This is a genomic window from Leifsonia psychrotolerans, from assembly GCF_013410665.1.
In the GTDB taxonomy this organism is placed as follows: Bacteria; Actinomycetota; Actinomycetes; order Actinomycetales; family Microbacteriaceae; genus Cryobacterium; species Cryobacterium psychrotolerans_A.
Map to the genome: position 1 here is coordinate 854773 of NZ_JACCFM010000001.1, position 21642 is coordinate 876414.

Consider the following 21642-nt stretch of genomic DNA (forward strand, 5'->3'; position numbering starts at 1 on the left):
TTCACCAACTCAGGGATTTATTCGATGACCGCTTCTGCCCATGCTCTCGAGCTCCTCCAGGTGGCCGCCGCCGCCGCCGACTCGAAGGCCGGGGAAGATCTTGTTGCCATCGACGTCTCCGAGCCGCTGCCGCTTGCCGACATCTTCCTCATCGTCACGGGTCGTTCCGAACGCAACGTGGTCGCGATCGCCGGTGAGGTCGAAGACAAGCTGATCGAAGCCGGCCACAAGCCCCTGCGCCGGGAGGGCCGTGCCGAAGGCCGGTGGATTCTGATCGACTTTGGCGACCTGGTCGTTCACGTTTTCCATGAAGAAGAGCGTGCGTATTACGGGCTTGAGCGACTGTGGAAAGACTGCCCCGTCGTGCCGATCGATCTTCCGGTGCGCGACACGCGCGAGTAACGGCGCGATTTTCGCGCTCGGTTGGATGTGTAGTAATCTAAACGAGTTGTTCCGGAGAGATCCGGTTCGGCGAGAGGGTCCATGGCGCAGCCCGGTAGCGCACCTGCATGGCATGCAGGGGGTCAGGGGTTCGAATCCCCTTGGATCCACTCTCACGAAGAGCTCGACACGATGTGTCGGGCTCTTCGTCGTTAATCAGGACCCCTGTTTGGTCAGCAACTCGAGGCGCACCAAACTTTCGGCCGCCGACAGAAGTGACTCTTCGTTGGAGCGAGGCGACCAGCCCAGCTGGAGGCGGGCCTTGTCGTTGGAAATGAGTTTGGGCGCACCAAGCTGAGACGCGAGCTGTTTCATCGTGGAGTTCAGCGGTGCGCCTGCCCGTACGACCCAGTTGGGCAGGATTCGCGACGGGACGTGTTTGGCGGCATCCGCCAGGCGTTCCCGCAGAAGGTGGGCGATCTCAGGAAAGCTCACGGGGGGCCCAGCGGATGCGATGAATCGCTCGCCGGCGGCATCCGGATGTGTCAATGCGCGCAGGTGGAGATCGGCGACATCCCGAACATCGACGGCTGACAGCGAGATGCGGGGGAGGGCCGGCACCGCTCCCATCAGAAGACGGCGCAGAAGTTGAACCGATGTCGAGAGGTCGGTGCCACGCGCCGGCCCGAAGACAGCGACCGGGTTGACCACCGCAAGTTGCAGGGTTTCACCTTCGTCGGCAACAAAATTCCAGGCGGCGCGTTCGGCGATTGTTTTAGATTTGGCGTAGGCACTGACGCTCTCGCCGTTCACGTCGGTCCAGTCCTGTTCGGTATAGGGGCGGCTCAGCGGGGGGTGCCCATATCCAATTGCTGCAAACGATGACGTGAGCACGACCCGCTTGACGCCGGCATCCCGCGCGGCGCGCAATACCCGCAACGCGCCGTCACGGGCAGGGATGATGAGGTCATCCTCATCTTTCGGCTGCGTCACCGGAAACGGCGAGGCGACGTGAAGCACGAAGTCACAGTTGGCAACAGCGTCGGCCCAGCCATCGTCCGAGAGAAGATTCGCCTCGACGACACCGAGGACATCCGCCGAGGCATCACGGCCGGACGCGACCAGCGCACGGACTTCTGATTCTCTGGAGAGGGAGCGTACGGTGGTTCTGACGCGATAGCCCGCGTCGAGCAATTGTGCGACACACTCGGCGCCGACAAAACCCGACCCGCCCGTGACAAGAACCAATTCTCCGGCCATGTGAGTCTCCTTCGTCGCGACCGTCCCATGTTAGGCGCGATAGCGCGGCCAGAATAGTGCGTACATTGGATCGCACCCGAAGGCCCGATAATGAGAACGTGAGCCTGCTGGAATCCCGCGCCCTACGTTGTCCGTGTGACAGCGGTGAGAGCTATGCCGAATGTTGCGGCAGCTACCACACTGATCGCACCACTCCGCCAACCGCGCAACTGCTGATGCGTTCTCGGTACTCGGCCTTCGCCGTGGGCGATTCCGACTATCTGCTGCGCACCTGGCATCCGAGCACCCGCCCTGCAACGGTGGACCTCGACTCCACTCTGCGCTGGATCCGCCTCGAGGTAGAGCACACCGAACGCGGGGGCCTGTTCGACGGCGACGGGGTCGTCCGATTCACCGCTCACTACCGAGACGGCGCGGAACGCGGTTCGCAACACGAGACGAGCCGCTTCGTCCGGTTCAACCGCAACTGGACCTATCTCGACGCGATCGACGGGCGCTCCGACTAGACCACGCGGTCCAGGCCACGCACAGTGGGCGGCGGCGCGAGCGTCGCTGAGAATCTGCTGAATCTCGTCGAATTGAGCAGATTATCGTCGCGTCCACGGGGATTATGCCCGATCATGGGATGAAACCGGGGGGATAGCCTTCGGAGTCCCTCGCAATGATGCGTGAAAGGTCAGCTATGACGAACCCTCGTTTCCCCCGACTGCCGTCTTCCTTCATCTGGGGAGTGTCAACGGCTGCCTATCAGATCGAGGGAGCAGTGAACGAGGGCGGTCGAGGACTCTCCAGTTGGGATGCCTTCTGCGCCGAACCCGGCCGTGTGATCAACGGTGATACCGGAGAGGTCGCGTGTGACCACTACCACCGGTACCCGGAAGACATTGCCCTGATGAAAGACCTCGGGGTCGACGCCTACCGGTTCTCGTTCGCCTGGCCGCGCATCCAGCCCACCGGGTCCGGCCCGGTCAACGCCGAAGGACTCGCGTTTTACGATCGTCTGGTCGATGGTCTGCTCGAGGCCGGCATCACTCCCACGCCAACCCTGTTCCACTGGGACACCCCATTGACACTCGAGCAGGATGGGGGCTGGCTGAACCGCGATATCACCGACAAGTTCGCCGACTATGCGCACATCATGGGCACACATTTCGCCGACCGTATTCCGCGCTGGATTACGATCAACGAACCCGTCGTCCTCACCATGCTGGGCTACGGCGCCGGAATTCAGGCACCCGGCCTGCAGCTGGGCTTTGGCGCTTTGCCGGCGGCCCACCACCAGCTACTGGCGCATGGCAAGGCCGTCGGTGCCCTGCGCGCGGCAGGTGCCAACAACATCGGTATCGCCAACAATCACGCGCCCACCTGGGCGGCGAGCGAAAGCCCGGAAGACCAGCAAGCAGCCGGTCTCTACGATGCCCTCGCCAATTGGGTGTTCGCCGACCCGATTCTGCTCGGTCGCTACCCGGAGGAATTGGCGCCGTTCCTGCCCGAGGGCGCCGCAGATGATCTGCCCACGATCTCGACCCCGATCGACTGGTACGGCATCAACTATTACAACCCCACTCTGGTGTCGGCACCGGTCGGCCCGGGCGAAACCGGGGGCCTGGTCGATGGCCACGAGCTCGATGCCAGCCTTCCGTTTGCGCTGCAGGAGATTGAGGGATATCCGCTCACGGACTTCGGCTGGCCGTCGATTCCCGCCGCGTTCACTGAACTTCTCACCTCGTTCACGGCGCGCTACGGCGATGCACTCCCGCCGATCTACATCACCGAGAACGGATGCGCCATCAATGACGGTCCCGATGAGACCGGTGTGATCGCCGACGAGCGACGGATCGACTACACCGCCGCACACCTGGCAGCGGTGGCCGACGCGATCGAGGCCGGCGTTGATGTGCGCGGCTATTTCCACTGGTCCCTGATGGACAATTTCGAATGGGCTGTCGGCTTCTCGCAGCGCTTCGGTTTGATCTACACCGACTATGAAACGCAAGAGCGTATTCCGAAGGACTCGTTCCGCTGGTATCGCGATCTCATCCAGGCGCACCGCTGACGGGTGGCGGCGCGGGCGCTAGCGTGGAGCCATGGGACATTTCTTGGCGCCGCACACGGTCGCCTCTCTCGCCCGCCTGACCGAACTGGATGCAACGGGCCAGGGCAACCCGGTGGAGCGATTGGCGGCCATCCGTGCTCTGCTGACCGAACTCGATGCAGACCCCGCGACGTTGGCGAGCGTCCGGGCCGCGCAGGGTGACGGGGCGAACTGGGACGAGATCGCGGCGGCTGCCGGTCTCGGGGTCGCGGCCGCCAAGTGGCGTTGGCAGGGCAGCGACGACGAGATTTCGGCTCGGCATGATGCGGGGCGAAAACGTGCGGCCCGCCCGAGTTCGGTGCCGACCGATCTGCCCGGGGTATCGGTAGCCGAGGCGGCGAAGCAGCTGGGGGTGAGTGCGCAAGCGATCTATTTGCGAATAAGTCGGGGAACACTGGAAAGTCGTACCGTCGAACTCCCGGATGGGCGACAGTACAAAAGGGTCTTCATCGAGACTGTGGCTTCGGCAGAGCCCTAACGGCAGTCCCGGCGGCGGTGATAGTCTGCCCGCGATCGTCCGAACAATTCTGGCTTCATCCACCCGAAGAAGTGAGGCTCGCCGTGTCAGATGAGTTGTCCGCACCTCGTGAGGGGTCCGCCGGTCCCTCCGGAACTGTGCGGGGCTGTGACACCGCCGACATGCTCGTCATCCACGGTATGTTTCGGAGGCTTTTCACGGATCTGCCGGCGCTCGTCGCGGGGGTTCCCGTCGGCGACTCGGTGCGTTCGGCTGTCGTCGGCGCCCATGTGCGTGAGGTCTCGGCCGGACTGCACGCTCATCATCAAGGCGAGGATCTTCTGCTCTGGGAGAAGCTCGAATCACGCGCTCCGGCCTGTGCACTGCACGTCGGCCAGATGCGTGCCCAACACCAGGCGGTTGCCCTTGAACTCGGTGAACTCGAGAACGCGGTCGAGCTCTGGCAAACTACCAATGCCGTCGAGGATGCCGAGTCCGTCGTCGATATCCTGACGACCATCAAGGCTCTCCTCTTCGCCCATCTCGGCCAAGAGGAACGGCAGATTCTTCCGGTGGCCGGGGTAACGCTCACTCAACAGGAATGGGACTTGCTGGGGGCACATGGCCGGACGGCGATACCGCGCGAGCGTCTGATGGTGCAGCTCGGTTTCATTCTTGAAGGTTTTGCCCCCGATGAGCGCGCAGGGTGGTTGAGGGAGAACGTTCCCGCCCCGATCCGATTGCTCTACCGTGTCATTGGGCGACGTCAGTATGAGAAGAACTACCGGCTGGTCTACGGGGCGGCACCGCTCTGAGAGTGCTCTGATATCGCGCTGGTCAGGCGCGCAGTTGCCGAAGGTAGTGGTTCTTCGGCCACTGCCGGATGCCACGGGGTAGCGCGGGGTAGAGTCGGGCCGTCATGCGCATGGTGCGGGCAAAGCGACGTTCGTCGCGCGGGGTCCAGGGTAGTTCGAAAGCGTCCCGCAGCTCCGCCGGGAGGAGGCCCGTCGTGACCAGACGCCCGAGTGGCATCACGGCGCGCAGCCAGACGGGCCCGTGGCGGGGATGGAGAAGCTGGTGGGCGACGTGGCGGGTGACGGCATCCGTCTGCAACGCAGCCAACTGCTCGTCCCAATAGCGGGCGAAGGCTTCGCGGTCGATCGGCCACAGCCCCCTCGGCATCTGAAGCGCAGTGCCGAGGGCTTCATACGCCTGATAGAGCTGGTCAGCGAGCGCGTCGCTGGGCTCGCCGAACACGCGCCGGTGCACGGTCATAGCCGAGTCGTAGAGGGTGGCTGCGACCCAGAGCTGGAGGTCGGGAGTGAACGCACTGTAGGCCGGGGTCTCGGGGTCGCCGTCACCCCGTACCGGAGCGTGGGCCCGGTTGACACGGCGGCGCACGGCTTGCTGATCCTCCTCAGTGCCGAATGCGACGGCGTAGACGTAGCTGAGAGTGGCGTGCAAGCGATCGAGGGGGCGGTGCTCGAAGTTGCTGTGCTGGGCGACGCCATGCCCGATTGCCGGATGGGCTAGCTGCAGCAGGATGGCGCGCCCGCCCCCGGCGATCAAGATCGCCTCGGCTGCGGTGTCGGGCATGGTCACGGTGTCCTCCTGAATGCCCGAGCCTAGCCCCGGCGTCTGAGAAAGTCGTGCCGACAGCGACGGTCCAAAAATGGGGTGGTGTCGTCGGAATAATCCGAATCTCCATGCGCTTGCATATATCTGTGGGAAGCGTTGGCTTTCCCATTGGCTTTCCAAATATTCAAGGAGAACGCATGAGCGACACCATCACAACGAGCATCCCGGGCTACAAGGCCGGCACCTGGACCATCGACCCCACTCACAGTGAGGTGGGTTTCAGTATTCGTCACATCATGATCAGCAAGGTCAAGGGCACCTTCGATGTGTTCAACGCGACATTTATCACGGCTCCGAATCCCGTGGACTCGAGCGTGACGGCATCCGCTCAGGTTGCATCGGTGAACACCAACGACGCGAACCGTGATGGTCATCTGCGCACCGGAGACTTCTTCGAGGCCGCCACGTACCCAACCATCGACTTCGTCTCGACGGGCGCCCGCGAGGTCTCGGGTGAGTTCTTCGTCGACGGCGATCTCACCATAAAGGGTGTGACTAAGCCGGTCACCTTTGAGTTCGACTTCGGTGGCTTCGGCACCGACCCCTACGGAAACTACAAGGGCGGAGCGACCGCCAAGGCCGTCGTGAACCGCGAAGACTTTGGTCTCACCTACAATGCAGCACTCGAGACCGGTGGCGTGTTGCTGGGCTCGACGGTGACAATCACACTCGAGCTTCAGGCCAGCCTGAACCAGGACTAATGAGCGGGGGCAGCGGGTCCCACTTCGGTGGGCCCTGTGCTCCTGGGCCACTGGGCCACTGGGCCACTGGGCCACTGGGCCACTGGGCCACTGGGCCGCTGTGACCCCTGCCGCGTCAGCTCAGCGGTTCGCCGATGATTTCCTCGCGGACACGACGTAAGTCTTCCATCAGGGAACCGATCAGAATCCAATGTTGGGGTGGCGGAGCGGCAATGACAAGTGGTGAGGTGAGGGCGAGTTCGTCGTCGCCATGCGGGATGAAGCGTGACTCGGCAGGGTCGTCCCCACGCGTGAGAAGTCGCAGGTCGTGGGCGGCTCGCACCAACTCCAGCGAAAGCGCCTGAACCGTCGGTTCTAGATACAGGCTGTCGTCGTAGTGGTCATGCAGCGCGCGCGTCATCCCGACGGTTCGAGTCACCAACGATTTGAGGCGATCGAGGCGTTCCAGGTCCGCGTCGAGCACGCGCCGATACGCGGCCTGCCGCGGGTTCAGGGTGAGGCTTTCCTCGGCCTGCACGATAGCTTTGTCTGCAGCATTCAGCATGGGACGTAGCAGCCGGGCGGTGAGCATCATCTCAGTGAGTGAGGCCCGGGACTGCGGCAGCTTTAACGCCGTAGCCACCCGATCCAAGCTGTCGGCGACCTCGGAGTTCAATCGATCGAGCGCGTCACCGGCCGGCGCCAGGAGTACCGGGGGCACGATCACGACGTTCACGAGAAGGGCGATCCCGGCGCCAAGAATCGTCTCGAGAATGCGTTCAAACGCATAGCCCGGCGTCTGTACCCCAATCGACAGCACCAACATGGCACTGATGGGAACTTGATTCGCCGAACCGGGCGCCAGCCGAAGCACCCAGGTGAGCATGATGCACACCACAATTGCCAGCAACACGATCCCGCCGGACGTCCCAAAGATCAGGCTCACTCCGTAGGCGACGAGAACACCCCCGATGACGCCGAGGCAGCGCTCAATGGCCTTACCGAGCGACTGATTGATGCTGGGCTGCACCACGAGCAGCGCCGCAATGGCCGCAAACACTGGCAGTTCGCCGGGAAGAAGTAGCTGCGCAACAATCCACGCGAGAACGGTGGCCACAGAGGTTTTCACCGCCTGGAGCAGCGGCACCCGTGTGTTGCTCCGAAATTTCGCCGTTAACTGCACCCGTTCAGGCTAGCGGCCTGACGAGAAAGCTCACGCCGTTTCAGAATCGAGCGGTCAGGCGAGGTCGTCATCACTGCGAGCGCCGAAGACGATTTCGTCCCAACTGGGCATCGAAGCCCGGCCGCGTTTCGGGGGAGTGGTCGACGTTCGGGCCTGAGCTTTGGCAGCTTGGCTGGCCCACACGTTCGGCATCGCCTCGGTTGCGGGCTGAGGGTCTGGCGCCCGGTCGAGGTGCGCCGTGATGTCGTCGCGGCCGTCTGTGGACGGCGCCGGTACCGGAGAAAGTGCGGCTGCGGGGCTCGGCGTGGCGGAGGGCGAGACGGCCGATGCCGAAATGACCGGCAACTCGGCGGTGGCGGGAGACGGTGTGGCTGCCGCTTCGCGTTCGCCACGGCGACGACGCAGCGCCTCCAGAAGATCAGCTGTTTCGGAGAGCGTGGCCGTGGGTTCCACAGCCCGCGAAATTGCCGCGTTGGCGGCAGCGTCGTTCGTGCTCCCCGGACGAGCGTAGGGCACCGGGTCGGGCAGGGGGGCCGTGTCGTTCAGCACCTCGTCGACCTGAAGTTCTTTGAACGTAAAAGCGCCGCTGTCGAAGCGGGAAACATCGGCCGCGCTTGTCTCGGCTCCGACCGCACGCAGACGCGGAATCAGACCGCCTTTCAGCTCTCCGTGCTGGGAGAGTGCAATGGCTTCGCTGCCCATCGGCGTCAGCGCATTTTTCTTCGGCTCGAAACCCCATCGGGCATCGTGGTGTATTTCGTCTGCGGTGAATGAAAGCTTGAGAATCCAGCCGCCGGCCGGCTCTTTCCAGCTGGCCCACCGCTCATCGCTCGCACCCAGCGAGGCGAGACGGTCACGGATGACGCTGCCGAAGGTAGCGCCGGACTCCGACGGGTCAGAATCGAGCGCGGTATGCACGGGTACGCCGAGCGCCGACGACACGATGTATTCGCGTTCGGCGAGTACTGGTCCCTCGAAGCGCCGCACGTAGTCGAGCGACGCTCCTGTCACATCTGCCACGTCCTCAGCCGACAGGCCCGAACGAATGTGAGCTTGGATCTCGCGCGGCGATAATTTGGCGCCCGATACCGACTCGATCTGGGTTTGACGAAGCCGGGACTGGAGAACCTCATCGATGGCGATCCGAAAACGGTCACCCTCTTCACTCGCTGCGAGCAGCGCGCCGTTCTCGACTCCGATTACTTTCAATTCCTGCATGGCGAAAGCCCTCTCGCGATCCCTGTTGATTCTCAGAATGTCATGCTTTCCGCTCTTTCAGAGGGAATATGACGGGCGTGCCGTAAGTTGACCCCTCTCAGAGGCACACGACTTCAAATAAGGGTTTGCTATTCGTCTCTGAATGATGCAAACTGTGCCCGCCGATTTCGTTTTATCGGCGTTACTGAAATGGATGGGCATGGCAACCGATTACGACGCACCACGAAAGACCGAAGACGACTCTGAGTCGATCGAGGCCCTCAAGGAGCGTGTCCCCGACAAGATGTCCGGAGTCGTGGATGTTGACGACGCGGACAACCCAGGCGGGTTTGACCTGCCCGGCGCAGATCTCTCCGACCTTGACCTCGACGTCGTCGTCCTGCCCCCGCAGGCCGACGAGTTCACCTGTGTGGAGTGCTTCCTCGTGAAGCACCGTTCGCAGATGTCTCGTGAATCAAAGCTCGGCCCTGTGTGCCGAGAATGTGACGCGTAGACACACCGAGTTATTCATAGTGGCCGTCGCGATCCATTGATCGCGGCGGCCAATTTTTGTGGGTACCGAGTCGAGACGATCCAATAGGGGGCGGGGTCATTCGCATCCGTGATCGGAATGCGCACGACGGGTGCGATCCATCCCCGGATCAGGAGCCAGGCGCGCATGTCCATTCGGGTACTGCGTTCTGCCCGGGCGTCCTCGCCCTCGAAGGGCAGGGCCTCGCCGAGCATCTCTGCCGAGATTCGGGCGTGTCCAGCCGAGAGAATGCCATCTTTCACCTCAACTGTGGGCGATGTCAGCACAAGGATCAGCACAATCGCACCATAGAAAACGATGGCCGTGATGATGCCGGCGAGGAGTGAAATCGGCACAAACACCAGGATGCAAGCGGGGATGACGAGGGCTGTGGCAATGAAGACCCAGGGTGAGGGCCAGAGTTTTTCGCGAAATTGAGGCATGGCTCTATTCGATCAGACTTCTGCACTACCCTCGACACGTGACAGAAAGCGTCGAAGTACTGATTACTGCTCCCCTCGTTCCGAATTACGCGCATCCCGGTGATGCCGGAGCCGATCTTCACTCCAGTGAAGACCTTGTGCTGGCGCCGGGTGAACGCGCCCTCGTGGGCACAGGCGTCTCGATCGCCCTGCCCGACGGCTACGCGGCGTTCATCGTTCCCCGCAGCGGACTGGCGGCGAAGCACGGCATCACCATCGTGAACTCGCCGGGCACCATCGACGCTGGCTATCGCGGCGAGATCAAGGTCGCGCTCCTCAACACCGACTCTTCCGCGTCGTTCCCGGTGAACGCCGGCGATCGCATCGCCCAGATGGTCATCATGCCGGTGACCCGTGCGACATTCATTCCCGTTGACCGGCTGCCTGGCAGCCTGCGCGGCGACGGCGGTTTCGGTTCCACCGGGGTCGCCGTACAGACCACATCCACATCAGGAGAAGCACAGTGAGTGACATTTCCCAGCCGGAGTCGACTCCGGAATCCCTGCCGAAGTCAGCGCCGGAGGACCGCGAGACCGCGGGTCCCCTCGACGAGGCTGAAGCAAACCCGGTTCGCCCGTACGTTGACCTCGGCGGCGTGAAGATCCTTCCCCGCGAAGGACTCCACCTGCGCCTCGAGATCGAAGAGGGGAGCAAGCGTGTCGTGGCTATCGGACTGGACTACGCCGGCTCCACTTTGCAGGTGCAGCCATTCGCCGCACCGCGGTCAATCGGACTGTGGCATGAGATTCGAGATCAGATCGCCGACCAGATCGGCAAGCAAGGCGGCACCACCACGCTGCGTGAAGGTCCCTTCGGCCCGGAACTCGTCGCTGAGATTCCCGTCGCAGCCGGCCAAGGGTCAACCGAATCGACCAGGCTTGCTCGCTTCATTGGCGTCGACGGCCCGCGGTGGTTCCTGCGCGGAGTGATTGCCGGTGAAGGGGCCTTGAATCCCGAAGCCGCAGCACACATCGAAGACCTGTTCCGCAGCATCGTCGTGGTGCGTGGCTCAACACCGATGCCGCCGCGCGATCTCATTCCTCTGCGCATGCCGGCGACGCCGGGTGCGGGCGGAAGCGTCGACGTCTAGGCGCCGCAGTAGTTCTGAGCGCAGCAGCAATGAGGAATGAATCGATGTCAGACCAGAAGCCTGAGGTCCCCGACGAGTCGTGGCAGCCCGCGACGGATGCTGCGCCCGAGCGAAGCATTCTCGCCGAGAGCATGGCTGCCGCCGCAGCGCGGGCGGGTTTTGCGCCGGCGGCCGAGGGCGAGCCGATCAGCGGCCAGGCTCTGCTGGCGTCGATGGGTGGCATCCGCGGCCTGATCGAGGCGGTGCTGCCCGGTCTTGTCTTTCTGCTGGCGTACACATTCACGCGCGACCTCGTTCTGGCCATCATCGCGCCGATCGTGATCGGGCTGATCTTCGCCGGGTTGCGGCTCGCACAGAAGCAGACGGTGACGCAGGCCATCGGTGGTCTCGCCGGAATCGCGATCAGTGCGGTGCTTGCCCTGATGACGGGGAAGGCTGAGGGCTTCTACCTGCCGGGCTTCTGGACCAACGGCGCCTATGGCGCAGTGCTGCTGATCTCGGCTCTGGTCGGGTGGCCCCTGATCGGTGTAGCCGTCGGATTCTTGATGGGTGACGGCGTCGAATGGCGCAGCAATCCGTCGAAACGACGCGCGCTCACGCTGCTCACCGTGTGTTGGGCGGGACTCTTCGCGCTGCGCCTCGCCGTGCAATTGCCGCTGTATTACGCGGGCAACTTCGAATGGTTGGGCGCAACCAAGCTGCTGATGGGAATTCCCCTCTACGCGCCACTCCTCGTCGTCTCTTGGCTGATGGTGCGGGCGATCTATACGAAGACGGATGCCGCACGGCCGGCCGACTCGGTGCCGACAGCCGATTCAGCGAGTTCAGCCGAGGACTGATCACATGGCCGCCGTCGACGCGTTGCAGGGACTGAGCAGTTCCGACGCGGCCGAGCGGCGCGCCGATGGTCGCAGCAATGCGAGCGTCCATCTCACCTCGCGCACTCTGGGTGGCATTCTGCGTGAGAACATCTTCACGCTGTTCAACGCCATCCTGACCATCTGCTTCATCGCTGTGCTCCTTCTTGGGGACTTGCGCGACGGCCTCTTCTATGGAGTCGTGGTGGCGAATGCGCTCATCGGCATCGTGCAAGAACTGCGCGCAAAGCGCGTGCTCGACCGCCTTGCTCTGCTCGCCGCACCCACCGCTGCAGTAAAACGTGACGGCGTGCTGACCCACGTCGCGCTGGCCGACGTCGTTCAGGATGATGTCATCGTGCTGCGCCCGGGCGATCAGATTCCGGCGGACGCCCGGGTGCTGCAGGGTTCGGCTCTCGTCATTGACGAAGCGTTGCTCACCGGGGAGTCCGAGCCTGTCGAGAAGCGTGAGGGCGACGCGCTTCTGTCGGGTTCGCATGTCGTGGGGGGAGCGGGTTACGCGCGGGCCACCGCGGTGGGCGCCGCCTCCTATGCCAACCGGTTGACAGCCGAGGCCAAACGGCACTCGCTCGTGAAGTCTGAACTTCGGGAAGCGACCACACGCATCCTGGTCTATCTGTCGTGGATTCTCGGTCCGGTCATCGCGATCACCCTGATTGGCCGTTTTGTGCTCTACGGCGCACGGCATGGGTCGGGCACCGACGTGACCGGGGCTGGCACCGGAGCGAGCAGCGCGGATCTGTGGCACCGGGCAATCGCGGATGCCGTCGCCAGCGTTGTCGGCATGGTTCCCGAGGGTCTGGTCTTGCTGACAAGCCTCGCCTTCGGGGTCGCCGCGATTCAGTTGGCCAGAAAGAAGGTTCTCGTGCAGGAGCTGGCCGCAGTGGAGGTGCTGGCCCGGGTTGATGTGCTCTGCCTCGACAAGACCGGAACCCTGACGACGGGGGAGTTCGACTTCGATCGCTATCTGTCTCTCGACGGGACGCCGCCAGCGCTACTGGAATCGGTATTGGGCGCATTCGGTGCCGATGACGCGGCCAATCTGACCGCGCGCGTGTTGGGTTCCCACTTTTCGCCAGGGGAGGCCACGGTGCTGGCGCGCCAGCCCTTCAGCTCGGCGGAGCGGGTGAGTGGTGTGACGGTGCGGGTGGGTGCGAGTGAGTCGTCGTGGCTGCTCGGCGCACCGGAACGCCTACTGTCGGCTCATCCGGCCGAGCTGGCACAGGCTGCAGAATCGGCCTCCCGCGGGCAGCGTACGTTGGCGCTGGTGCGGCTCGCGGGAGAGTTGAATGGGGATGCGTCGCCAACGGCCCACAGGCCAACTTCCCTCACGCCGGTTGCGCTCGTCGTGCTGGGCGAAACGCTCCGCTCCGACGCCGCGGCGACGCTGTCGTACCTGAGCGCCCAAGGACTGCGGGTCATCATCATGTCCGGCGACAACCCTCTAACCGTCGCCTCGATCGCTGGCACTCTCGGGCTGCCCGGACCCACGACGGACGCCGGAACACTTCCTGACGGTGACGGCCTCGGTGACGGTGACGGCCTCGCACAGGCGCTCGACACGTCGAGCCTGTTCGGCCGGGTCAGTCCCGAGCAGAAACGCAGCGCGATAGCTCTGCTCCAGCGGCGTGGGCACACGGTCGCGATGACCGGTGACGGCGTCAACGATGCACTCGCGATCAAAGACGCCGACCTCGGCATCGCCATGGGTACGGCAACGGCCGTCACGCGCGCCGTCTCACGCATCGTCCTGCTCGACGACCGGTTTGCCCAACTCCCACACGTGCTGGCGCTCGGCCGACGCGTGATCGGCAATGTCGAGCGCGTGGCCAATCTGTTCCTCTCGAAGACCGTCTACGGAATCCTGCTCGCACTGTCGACGGCGGTACTGGCCGTTCCCTACCCGTTCCTGCCGCGCCAGCTCACGCTCGTAGGCGGTCTGGCAATTGGCATTCCGGCCTTTCTGTTGGCGCTGGCGCCGAACGAACGGCGGTACGTTCCCGGGGTTCTTCGCCGCGTCATCCGCTATGCCATTCCAACCGGAGCGATTGCGGCGGCATCCGTCTTAGCGGTCTTTCTGCCCGTGCACCATCGTGTTTCGCTGGTTGAAGCCCGCAGTGTGACGACCGTGGCACTGTTTCTGGTCTCGCTCTGGATTCTGTGCGTTCTCGCGCGTCCGCTCAACGGTTGGAGGTATGCGCTGCTTCTCGGAGTGAGCGCGATCATGGTGCTCGCGTGCGTGCTGCCGTGGGCGAGGAGGTTCTTTCTCGTCGAGGTGCAGTGGAATTTCGCGTTGGTCTACGGGCTGATGGTCGGTGCGATCGGAGCCATCGGAATCGAAATCGTTTACCGGATCGCACGGCGGCGCGGCGTCGTCTTCGATCGGGTCTGACTGATAGAGTTATCTTGACATCGAGATAGTTTTCTCGCGGGGCAGGCCGGTTCCAGCGGCCCGCAGTTAGGCTAACCTTGCTGGCAATAGTGGGGTTCGGGCCACAAAGATTAGGTTTGGTCGGCGGCTTCCCGTCGGCTTCGTCGAAGGAGAGGGCATCGTGTCTGAGCTTGGTAAAACGGTGGTAAATAGTTTTGGGGCACAAGACACCCTGCGCGTCGGTGAGAACGACTACGAAGTCTTTCGTCTCGACGCGGTAGCCGGTTACGAGAAGCTTCCGTTCAGCCTCAAGGTGCTGCTCGAGAACCTTCTGCGCACCGAAGACGGCGCAAACGTCACCAAGGCACAGATCGAGGCCCTGGGCTCCTGGGTTCCCACCGCGGAACCCGACACCGAGATCCAGTTCACGCCCGCTCGCGTGATCATGCAGGACTTCACCGGCGTGCCCTGCATCGTCGACCTCGCCACCATGCGTGAGGCCGTCTCTGCTCTCGGTGGCGATCCCAACAAGATCAACCCCCTTGCTCCGGCCGAGATGGTCATCGACCACTCCGTCATCGCCGACCTCTTCGGCACCGAGGACGCCCTCGCGCGGAACGTCGAGATCGAGTATGAGCGCAACGGTGAGCGGTACCAGTTCCTGCGTTGGGGCCAGACCGCGTTCGAAGACTTCAAGGTCGTTCCGCCCGGAACCGGTATCGTGCACCAGGTCAATATTGAGTACCTGGCTCGCGTCACGATGACCCGTACCGTCAACGGCGTGCTGCAGGCTTACCCCGATTCCTGTGTCGGCACCGACTCGCACACGACCATGGTCAACGGCCTGGGCGTGCTCGGTTGGGGCGTGGGCGGAATCGAGGCCGAGGCTGCCATGCTCGGCCAGCCCGTCTCCATGCTCATCCCCAAGGTCGTCGGCTTCAAGCTGACCGGCTCGATCCCCACAGCTGTGACCGCAACGGATGTCGTACTCACGATCACCGAGATGCTGCGTAAGCACGGCGTCGTCGGAAAGTTCGTCGAATTCTACGGCGAGGGCGTCGCATCCGTTCCTCTGGCCAACCGTGCCACCATCGGCAACATGAGCCCCGAGTTCGGCTCGACCGCTGCCATGTTCCCGATCGATGACGTCACGCTGGACTACCTGCGCCTCACCGGCCGCGCCGATGAGCAGATTGCCCTCGTCGAGGCGTACGCCAAGCTGCAGAAGCTGTGGCACGACCCCGAGTCCGAGCCGGTCTTCAGCGAGTACATCGAGCTCGACCTCTCGACCGTCGTTCCCTCGATCGCGGGCCCGAAGCGTCCCCAGGACCGTATCGTGCTCACCGAGTCGAAGTCACAGTTCGAAAAGGACCTGCTGAACTACGCCGACGCCGACCACGACCTGGTCGATCTCGAGACCGCCGAGTCGTTCCCGGCCTCGGACCCGCCCGGAAACAGCCCCGAGAGCGAGCACAGCCAGCACCACCACATTCACCACAGCCACGCTCCCGCTTCGGTCTCCAAGCCGACTCCGGTGGAATTGTCGACCGGTGAGAACTTCGTGCTCGATCACGGTGCGGTAGCCATTGCCGCAATCACCTCGTGCACAAACACCTCGAACCCCTCGGTGATGCTCGCAGCCGGTCTGCTGGCCCGTAACGCCGTGAAGAAGGGCCTCACAGTCAAGCCGTGGGTCAAGACCACGCTGGCTCCCGGCTCGAAGGTTGTCACCGACTACTACGCCAAGGCTGGGCTCACCGACGACCTCGAAGCGCTCGGCTTCTACACTGTTGGCTACGGCTGCACCACGTGCATCGGCAACTCGGGACCGCTGCTTGACGAGGTCTCGGCTGCCGTCAACGAGTCCGACCTCGCGGTGACCGCCGTGCTGTCGGGTAACCGTAACTTCGAGGGTCGCATCAACCCCGACGTCAAGATGAACTACCTGGCCAGCCCGCCGCTTGTCATCGCCTACGCCATCGCCGGTTCGATGAACTTCGACTTTGAGGTTGACGCTCTCGGGCAGGACACCGAGGGTAACGACGTCTTCCTGAAGGACATCTGGCCCGACGCCGCCGAGGTGCAGGACACGATCGATACCTCGATCAACAAGGGCATGTTCACCACCCAGTACGCCGGTGTTTTCGACGGTGACGAGCGTTGGCGTTCCCTGGAGACGCCCACCGGGGCGATCTTCGAGTGGGACGAGAAGTCGACCTACGTGCGCCGTCCTCCGTACTTCGATGGCATGACGATGGAGACCACCCCGGTCAGTGACATCCAGGGCGCTCGCGTTCTGGCCAAGCTGGGCGACTCGGTCACCACCGACCACATCAGCCCCGCCGGAAACATCAAGGCCGACAGCCCCGCCGGCCAGTACCTCGTTGAGCATGGCGTCGACCGCAAGGACTTCAACTCCTACGGCTCGCGTCGTGGTAACCACGAGATCATGATTCGTGGCACGTTCGCCAACATCCGTCTGCGCAACCAGCTTCTCGACAATGTGGAGGGCGGTTACACCCGTGACTTCACGCAGGCCAATGGCCCGCAGGCGTTCATTTATGACGCGTCGCAGAACTACCAGGCTGCCGGAACCCCGTTGGTCATCTTCGGTGGCAAGGAATACGGCTCCGGCTCGTCGCGTGACTGGGCGGCCAAGGGTACGAGCCTGCTCGGCGTCAAGGCAGTGATTTCCGAGAGCTTCGAGCGGATTCACCGCTCGAACCTCATCGGAATGGGCGTTGTGCCGCTGCAGTTCCCTGCCGGTGAGAGCTGGGCGACGCTGGGCCTCGACGGCACCGAGTCGGTCTCGATCACGGGTCTGGAAGAGCTGAACAACGGCACCACGCCGAAGACGGTTCGTGTTGTCGCCACCCCGACCGAGAACTCGCCGGCTGGCAAGGCCGTTGTCGAATTCGACGCCGTCGTGCGCATCGACACCCCGGGTGAAGCCGACTACTACCGCAACGGTGGCATTCTGCAGTACGTGCTGCGCTCGCTCGTCGCATAGTCGGTACCGCGTACCGCGCGTGTGAGAGGGGACGGATTCGAAAGAATTCGTCCTCTCTTCGTGTATCCAGATCGAAATTGCGAAAACTTCCCCTCATCATTCCCGCGAGATCGGAGTTGTTGTCGTTTTCGATGCGCAATAACGACCACAACTCCGATCTCGCGGGGTGAGGTGGGTAAAGATTTGCGCATCGCGAGGTTCGTTAAGATGAGCCCACGGATTAACGGATGCCGCACCTCGACCACGTCGGATCCGTTCGTTTCGAAGAAGGCGCGGGCCGTGAGGCTGGAATGTTTGGTCAGCACGCGGATTCCGGCTGCGTGCGCGCTGGCCGTCACGTAGCCGAGCAATGCGCTGGCCACTCCCTGCCGTGTCGCGTCAGGGAGGACGATCATCATGTCGATGTATCCGCCAGCATCGATGTCGGTGAAGCCGATCACGCGGCCGTCCAGCTCTGCGACGACGGTGTTGGCCAGCTCCCGTTTCGCAGCCCACTCGGTCAGGTTGCGGTCGGCGGGTGCCCAGGCGTCGAGCTGCGCTTAGGTGTAGTCGTTAATTGCGACGTCGTGCACGGCGCGGGTGAAGTCGTCGAGCGTGGCGTGGGCATCCGTGGGGGAGTAGCGGCGAATAATCACCGGTCGATTCTATGCGCCGCTTCCCCGCGCTTCGCCTGACGTGCCCTAGTCTCGACAGCGTGAGAATTACGAACGGCACGTTGATTCGGCTGCTGGTGACCGTTGTGGTGGTAGCCGCCGCGTGCTTTGTGTTCCAGCCGCAGATTGGGGCGGTTCTCGCAGCGGGGCCGGACTGGCTGCGCGGGGTGCTCAGCTCGGCAGCAGAGTCCGGGGCTGACGCGAACGCGTCGGGCGGCACCGCTGTGGTCGGCAACGCCGCGGCGGTTGGCCCTGGTGAGGTGCCTCAGGCGCCGTCTCGCCCGGAGGGGGCGGCGCCGATGATCGTCGACTATGTGCACGACGGGGACACGCTGTTTCTGTACCCGGAGTCGCTCGCGGCCTCAGAAACGCGCGCCGACCGGCTGAAAGTGCGTCTGATCGGTCTTGACACGCCGGAGGTGGGCGATTCAGCCGAATGTTTCGGTGCTGAGGCAACCGAGCACCTGCGCACTCTGCTGCCGGAAGGCAGCCGCGTGTGGGCAGCCGCCGATGCCGGTCCGCTCGACACCTACGGGCGCAGCCTGTTCTATCTCTGGGACGACGCCGGCCGCTTCGTGAACTTCGACCTCGTCGCCGGTGGTTCGGCCGTCACGCTGTCGATCCCACCGAATGAGACCTACGTCGACGTTCTCGCGGCGGCTGAAGAATCGGCCAGGGCGAGTGGCGCGGGCCTCTGGGGCGCCTGCTAGTTCTTGCGGGTTTGGGCGGCGACCGATCACCTCATCCGAAGTAGGTGGCCGGGTTGAGCGCAGTGAAGAGAAGCGGCAACCAGAACGGCACGAAGCTGATCACCGCGGCGACGATACCCAGCAGAAAGCCGGCGACAGAGAGGCGGGACCCGCGCACTGACGGGTCGTTCCGCAGGCGCCGACGCGATGCGATTCCCGCGAGAATCGCCCCAACGGCCCACATCGGTGCCAGAGGCGTTGAGAGCGGAAGAGCCAGAATCGCGCCGATTCCCAGGGCGAAAGCGGCAAGCGCAGATCCGGCAACCGGCAGCGGGCCCGCCGACGGAACGGCATCCGGCTCTGCTGATTCGCTCATCGTCTTCCCCCAGCTCCGTCGCACATCTGCTCGTGCGACCACGCTAGCCCCAGCCCGGTCGATGGCACCAGCTTTGGCTGCACATCCGACTCGGAGAGCAGTGTATGGTGCCTAGTCGACGGATGCCACACGGGTGCGGCGCGCCGCAACGGCCGTGCGTGCCGCCTTCGACAGCTCAATCAAAATCGGGATGCCCGAGATCAGGATGATGCCGATGATGAAGAACTCTGAGTACTTCGCGACGAACTCGATCTGACCGAGGAAGTAGCCCACAAGGGTGAGACCAACCCCCCAGAGGAACGCGCCGACCAGATTGAACGTAATGAAGGTGCGGTACGGCATTCGCCCCACCCCAGCGGCGACGGGCACGAAAGCCCGGAAAACGGGCAGGAAGCGGGCGAGGATTATCGCCTTGCCGCCGTGCTTGTCGAAGAAGGCGTTGGTGCGTTCCACGTTCGCCGGATTGAAAAATTTGCTCTCGTCGCGCGTGAAGATGGCCGGCCCGGCCGTGCGGCCGAGGTAATAGGCGAGTTGGTCGCCAGCAAATGCAGCCACAAAAACAACAGCCGCGGTCACCCAGATCGGAAAATTCACGAACCCGGTCGCGGTGAGCAACCCGACGGTGAAGAGCAACGAGTCACCCGGCATGAACGAGAGAACGATGAACCCGGTCTCAGCGAAAATCACCGCGGCGACACCCACCAGCAAAAACGGTCCAAACCAGTGGATCAGCCAATTGGCATCGAGAAAATCGATGCCCAGAAGGGTGTGCTGCATGAGGAGGTGTTCCTTTCGGCCCGATCCAGGTGCGGGCGACTCCGGCGGACATCAGATGCCCACGGTCGACTTCGACCCTACAGTTCCAAGAAGGTAGATTCCTGCGAGCGGCGCGACTGCCTGCGTATCCGAGATCCTCGGGAACGTCTGCCGCTCGATCGTGCTGGTTGTCGGTAAACGTTGCCGTCGGCCGTCGGCCAGGGCTTCTGGGCGTTCCTGGATTCCGGGAGCGCTTTCAGGTATTCATACTGCGCACGCTGAGCTAGTCCCAGCTCGAACGTTCTTCCTCGCGCGGCGAATGCACGACACCGTTCGTCTCGCCATCCCAGGTCTTCACCGGCCGGTAGGGGTTCCAGGCCGGCCAGCCGGGATCACCGGTGCGCGCAAAGCGCACCCAGGCCGCATGCATGGCGTCGGCGAGCGGCCGTGGGGCAGTGGGGCCGGCCATGGCCGCGCCATCCGTACTGTCGAGTGTGTCGAAGACGAAGCCGATCTCGAGAGCGTGGCACGCTCCGAGATCGCCCACCGGCGAGCGCCAGGCGAATTCATAGACGTGGGTCGTGGCTTGGCCAGGCCGGGCGAACCGGGCATCGGCAAGCTTATTCACCGGAACTCGCAGCAGAAGGTCAGTGGCCAACGCTCCAAACCGCTCGCCGACCGTGGCGCCGGGGCGGTTGCGACGGTACAGCCGGACTGTGCGTGTCGAAATTCTGAATCTGAACATGGCGACAGCGATGTGGAGCCAGCCGATTCTATGGATCACACCAGTAGGCATGAACCAGAGCCGGTACTCCTCGCTGTTGGTGCCGATCAGCAGCGGAATCGTTGATCCTGCACCGCTCTGCAGCGCCCCGGCAGGGTCGACCGGAACGAATTCATCGCCCACGGTGAGTGCAAACGCCGGTCCGCCGGTGATCGGATTCGTGCCGGCTGTGACCTGCTGCTGAGCGGCCAAGATACGCTCTCCACTCCTCGAGGAAAAGGCCTCACGCGAATCAGGGATACCGAGACGCTTGGCCATCAGCGCGCTGATCCGTCGGGTCTGCGAACGCGGGCGGGCATCGGGCATTCCGCTCTGCATGATGGCTCGGTCAAACAGCGACGCGGCATCCGGAAGCGCGAGAAGCGCTGCGATGCAGAGAGCGCCGGCCGATTCGCCCATCACCGTCACATTGCTCGGATCACCGCCAAAGCTGGAGGCATTGCGACGCACCCAGCGCAGGGCTGCCACCTGATCGGCGAGGCCCAGGTTGAGATCGGCACCGGTGAGCACCGAGAACCCTTCAGCGCCGAGACGGTAGTTTACCGAAACGAACACGATTCCATCACGGGCGAATGCGGTTCCGTCGTACGCCTCGATCGCATTTGAGCCGCGCGTGAGTGAGCCGCCATGAATCCAGACGATGACCGGATGCCCGGTGCCTCGCTCCGCTGAGGGAGCGGAGGAAGCGGCGGGCGCCCACACGGCCAGGTTGAGTATCTCGTCACCCGGAATCGTGACCGTCGAGAGAAAGTTCTCCATGCCACCGCTGTAGGGAAGCTGAGGCGATGTTGGCCCGAATGCGCTGCAGTCACGCACGTCGTTTCTAGGTGCCACACGCTGGGGGAGAGAGAACCGATCGTCCCCCACAGGAGCCGCCGCGTAGGGAACGCCGAGGTAGCGGTCGACGCCGCCCGATCGAGACCCGCGAAGAACTCCCTCTTCAACTCTGACGTGGGGCATCGTGGCCGTGTTGGCAGGTTCAGGCTGTGTCATCGGTGCCCCTTCGGAGTTGGGTAACGTTTCCATCATGCCGGACATCAATCGAACGGCCGAGCGCAGCGAACGAGCGCAGCGAACGAGCGCAGATCGGCAGCGTAGAATCGATGGAACAGATTCGACCGGCTCGCCGG

The 21642-nt window shown here is 63.5% G+C and carries 22 protein-coding genes and 1 tRNA gene; 14 read left to right on the forward strand and 9 right to left on the reverse strand.

Annotated features, from left to right (window positions below; genetic code table 11):
• Positions 1-24 precede the first annotated feature (24 nt).
• Positions 25-402 (forward strand): ribosome silencing factor, encoded by a 378-nt coding sequence (rsfS, locus tag HNR05_RS03870; RefSeq protein ID WP_179577827.1) that lies wholly within the window; start codon positions 25-27, stop codon positions 400-402.
• A 75-nt stretch (positions 403-477) separates the two neighbouring features.
• Positions 478-551, forward strand: a tRNA-Ala gene (locus tag HNR05_RS03875).
• Positions 552-597: 46 nt separating this feature from the next.
• Here HNR05_RS03875 and HNR05_RS03880 read toward each other — a convergent pair.
• Positions 598-1641, reverse strand: a complete 1044-nt coding sequence (locus tag HNR05_RS03880; protein WP_179577828.1) for an SDR family oxidoreductase — start codon at positions 1639-1641, stop codon at positions 598-600.
• A 98-nt stretch (positions 1642-1739) separates the two neighbouring features.
• Between HNR05_RS03880 and HNR05_RS03885 the strand changes: the two genes are divergently transcribed.
• From HNR05_RS03885 to HNR05_RS03900, 4 genes are all read left to right on the forward strand, one after another.
• Positions 1740-2147, forward strand: coding sequence for a YchJ family metal-binding protein (locus HNR05_RS03885; RefSeq protein ID WP_179577829.1), 408 nt, complete (start codon positions 1740-1742; stop codon positions 2145-2147).
• 176 nt (positions 2148-2323) lie between these two features.
• On the forward strand, positions 2324-3697 hold the full coding sequence (locus HNR05_RS03890) for a GH1 family beta-glucosidase (protein WP_179577830.1): 1374 nt from the start codon (positions 2324-2326) through the stop codon (positions 3695-3697).
• Between the two features lie 31 nt (positions 3698-3728).
• On the forward strand, positions 3729-4214 hold the full coding sequence (locus HNR05_RS03895) for a hypothetical protein (RefSeq protein WP_179577831.1): 486 nt from the start codon (positions 3729-3731) through the stop codon (positions 4212-4214).
• A gap of 83 nt (positions 4215-4297) precedes the next feature.
• Positions 4298-5008 carry a hemerythrin domain-containing protein gene (locus tag HNR05_RS03900; protein ID WP_343062447.1) on the forward strand — a complete coding sequence of 237 codons (711 nt, stop codon included), beginning with the start codon at positions 4298-4300 and terminating at the stop codon, positions 5006-5008.
• Positions 5009-5030: 22 nt separating this feature from the next.
• Here the strand turns inward: HNR05_RS03900 and HNR05_RS03905 are convergent, their stop codons facing one another.
• Positions 5031-5789 (reverse strand): oxygenase MpaB family protein, encoded by a 759-nt coding sequence (locus tag HNR05_RS03905; RefSeq protein WP_179577832.1) that lies wholly within the window; start codon positions 5787-5789, stop codon positions 5031-5033.
• Positions 5790-5968: 179 nt separating this feature from the next.
• On the opposite strand from HNR05_RS03905, the gene HNR05_RS03910 reads away from it, so the two are divergent.
• Positions 5969-6532 (forward strand): YceI family protein, encoded by a 564-nt coding sequence (locus HNR05_RS03910; protein WP_179577833.1) that lies wholly within the window; start codon positions 5969-5971, stop codon positions 6530-6532.
• A 115-nt stretch (positions 6533-6647) separates the two neighbouring features.
• On the opposite strand, the gene HNR05_RS03915 is transcribed toward HNR05_RS03910, so the two are convergent.
• Together HNR05_RS03915 and sepH are read right to left on the reverse strand one after the other, a co-directional pair.
• The gene (locus HNR05_RS03915) at positions 6648-7694 is read right to left on the reverse strand and encodes an aromatic acid exporter family protein (protein WP_179577834.1); all 1047 of its coding nucleotides are present in this window, start codon (positions 7692-7694) and stop codon (positions 6648-6650) included.
• A 54-nt stretch (positions 7695-7748) separates the two neighbouring features.
• The gene (sepH, locus tag HNR05_RS03920; protein ID WP_179577835.1) at positions 7749-8912 is read right to left on the reverse strand and encodes a septation protein SepH; all 1164 of its coding nucleotides are present in this window, start codon (positions 8910-8912) and stop codon (positions 7749-7751) included.
• Between the two features lie 199 nt (positions 8913-9111).
• On the opposite strand from sepH, the gene HNR05_RS03925 reads away from it, so the two are divergent.
• The gene (locus HNR05_RS03925; protein WP_179577836.1) at positions 9112-9405 is read left to right on the forward strand and encodes a DUF4193 domain-containing protein; all 294 of its coding nucleotides are present in this window, start codon (positions 9112-9114) and stop codon (positions 9403-9405) included.
• Positions 9406-9419: 14 nt separating this feature from the next.
• Here the strand turns inward: HNR05_RS03925 and HNR05_RS03930 are convergent, their stop codons facing one another.
• Positions 9420-9866 carry a DUF3093 domain-containing protein gene (locus tag HNR05_RS03930; protein WP_179577837.1) on the reverse strand — a complete coding sequence of 149 codons (447 nt, stop codon included), beginning with the start codon at positions 9864-9866 and terminating at the stop codon, positions 9420-9422.
• A gap of 38 nt (positions 9867-9904) precedes the next feature.
• On the opposite strand from HNR05_RS03930, the gene dut reads away from it, so the two are divergent.
• From dut to acnA, 5 genes are all read left to right on the forward strand, one after another.
• Complete coding sequence (gene dut / locus HNR05_RS03935; RefSeq protein ID WP_179577838.1) at positions 9905-10372, forward strand: dUTP diphosphatase; 468 nt, start codon at positions 9905-9907, stop codon at positions 10370-10372.
• Entirely contained in the window at positions 10369-10995 is a 627-nt protein-coding gene (locus tag HNR05_RS03940) for a DUF3710 domain-containing protein (protein ID WP_425485072.1), read from the forward strand. The genes dut and HNR05_RS03940 overlap by 4 nt, the downstream gene beginning before the upstream one ends.
• Positions 10996-11039: 44 nt before the next feature.
• On the forward strand, positions 11040-11834 hold the full coding sequence (locus HNR05_RS03945) for a DUF3159 domain-containing protein (RefSeq protein WP_179577839.1): 795 nt from the start codon (positions 11040-11042) through the stop codon (positions 11832-11834).
• 4 nt (positions 11835-11838) lie between these two features.
• On the forward strand, positions 11839-14265 hold the full coding sequence (locus HNR05_RS03950; RefSeq protein ID WP_179577840.1) for an HAD-IC family P-type ATPase: 2427 nt from the start codon (positions 11839-11841) through the stop codon (positions 14263-14265).
• Between the two features lie 160 nt (positions 14266-14425).
• A complete protein-coding gene (gene acnA, locus HNR05_RS03955) occupies positions 14426-17254 on the forward strand; it encodes an aconitate hydratase AcnA (RefSeq protein WP_343062450.1) in 2829 nt (942 codons plus the stop codon).
• Here the strand turns inward: acnA and HNR05_RS03960 are convergent.
• Entirely contained in the window at positions 17203-17757 is a 555-nt protein-coding gene (locus HNR05_RS03960) for a GNAT family N-acetyltransferase (RefSeq protein ID WP_179580547.1), read from the reverse strand. The genes acnA and HNR05_RS03960 overlap by 52 nt on opposite strands.
• A gap of 191 nt (positions 17758-17948) precedes the next feature.
• On the opposite strand from HNR05_RS03960, the gene HNR05_RS17885 reads away from it, so the two are divergent.
• A complete protein-coding gene (locus HNR05_RS17885) occupies positions 17949-18617 on the forward strand; it encodes a thermonuclease family protein (protein WP_179577841.1) in 669 nt (222 codons plus the stop codon).
• 31 nt (positions 18618-18648) lie between these two features.
• On the opposite strand, the gene HNR05_RS03970 is transcribed toward HNR05_RS17885, so the two are convergent.
• From HNR05_RS03970 to HNR05_RS03980, 3 genes are all read right to left on the reverse strand, one after another.
• On the reverse strand, positions 18649-18972 hold the full coding sequence (locus tag HNR05_RS03970; RefSeq protein WP_179577842.1) for a hypothetical protein: 324 nt from the start codon (positions 18970-18972) through the stop codon (positions 18649-18651).
• Between the two features lie 111 nt (positions 18973-19083).
• Complete coding sequence (locus tag HNR05_RS03975; RefSeq protein ID WP_179577843.1) at positions 19084-19749, reverse strand: DedA family protein; 666 nt, start codon at positions 19747-19749, stop codon at positions 19084-19086.
• A gap of 262 nt (positions 19750-20011) precedes the next feature.
• Positions 20012-21505, reverse strand: coding sequence for a carboxylesterase/lipase family protein (locus HNR05_RS03980; RefSeq protein WP_218868806.1), 1494 nt, complete (start codon positions 21503-21505; stop codon positions 20012-20014).
• Positions 21506-21642 lie beyond the last annotated feature (137 nt).

What these genes read in the sequence shown, in the direction of transcription:
- HNR05_RS03930 (WP_179577837.1), bottom strand. Translation starts at nt 9,866, where the DNA reads ATGCCTCAATTTCGCGAAAAACTCTGGCCCTCACCCTGGGTCTTCATT.
- HNR05_RS03945 (WP_179577839.1), top strand. Translation starts at nt 11,040, where the DNA reads ATGTCAGACCAGAAGCCTGAGGTCCCCGACGAGTCGTGGCAGCCCGCG.
- HNR05_RS03925 (WP_179577836.1), top strand. Translation starts at nt 9,112, where the DNA reads ATGGCAACCGATTACGACGCACCACGAAAGACCGAAGACGACTCTGAG.
- HNR05_RS03890 (WP_179577830.1), top strand. Translation starts at nt 2,324, where the DNA reads ATGACGAACCCTCGTTTCCCCCGACTGCCGTCTTCCTTCATCTGGGGA.
- HNR05_RS03880 (WP_179577828.1), bottom strand. Translation starts at nt 1,641, where the DNA reads ATGGCCGGAGAATTGGTTCTTGTCACGGGCGGGTCGGGTTTTGTCGGC.
- HNR05_RS03910 (WP_179577833.1), top strand. Translation starts at nt 5,969, where the DNA reads ATGAGCGACACCATCACAACGAGCATCCCGGGCTACAAGGCCGGCACC.
- HNR05_RS03905 (WP_179577832.1), bottom strand. Translation starts at nt 5,789, where the DNA reads ATGCCCGACACCGCAGCCGAGGCGATCTTGATCGCCGGGGGCGGGCGC.
- HNR05_RS03950 (WP_179577840.1), top strand. Translation starts at nt 11,839, where the DNA reads ATGGCCGCCGTCGACGCGTTGCAGGGACTGAGCAGTTCCGACGCGGCC.
- HNR05_RS03895 (WP_179577831.1), top strand. Translation starts at nt 3,729, where the DNA reads ATGGGACATTTCTTGGCGCCGCACACGGTCGCCTCTCTCGCCCGCCTG.
- HNR05_RS03980 (WP_218868806.1), bottom strand. Translation starts at nt 21,505, where the DNA reads ATGACACAGCCTGAACCTGCCAACACGGCCACGATGCCCCACGTCAGA.
- HNR05_RS03970 (WP_179577842.1), bottom strand. Translation starts at nt 18,972, where the DNA reads ATGAGCGAATCAGCAGAGCCGGATGCCGTTCCGTCGGCGGGCCCGCTG.
- sepH (WP_179577835.1), bottom strand. Translation starts at nt 8,912, where the DNA reads ATGCAGGAATTGAAAGTAATCGGAGTCGAGAACGGCGCGCTGCTCGCA.
- rsfS (WP_179577827.1), top strand. Translation starts at nt 25, where the DNA reads ATGACCGCTTCTGCCCATGCTCTCGAGCTCCTCCAGGTGGCCGCCGCC.
- HNR05_RS03975 (WP_179577843.1), bottom strand. Translation starts at nt 19,749, where the DNA reads ATGCAGCACACCCTTCTGGGCATCGATTTTCTCGATGCCAATTGGCTG.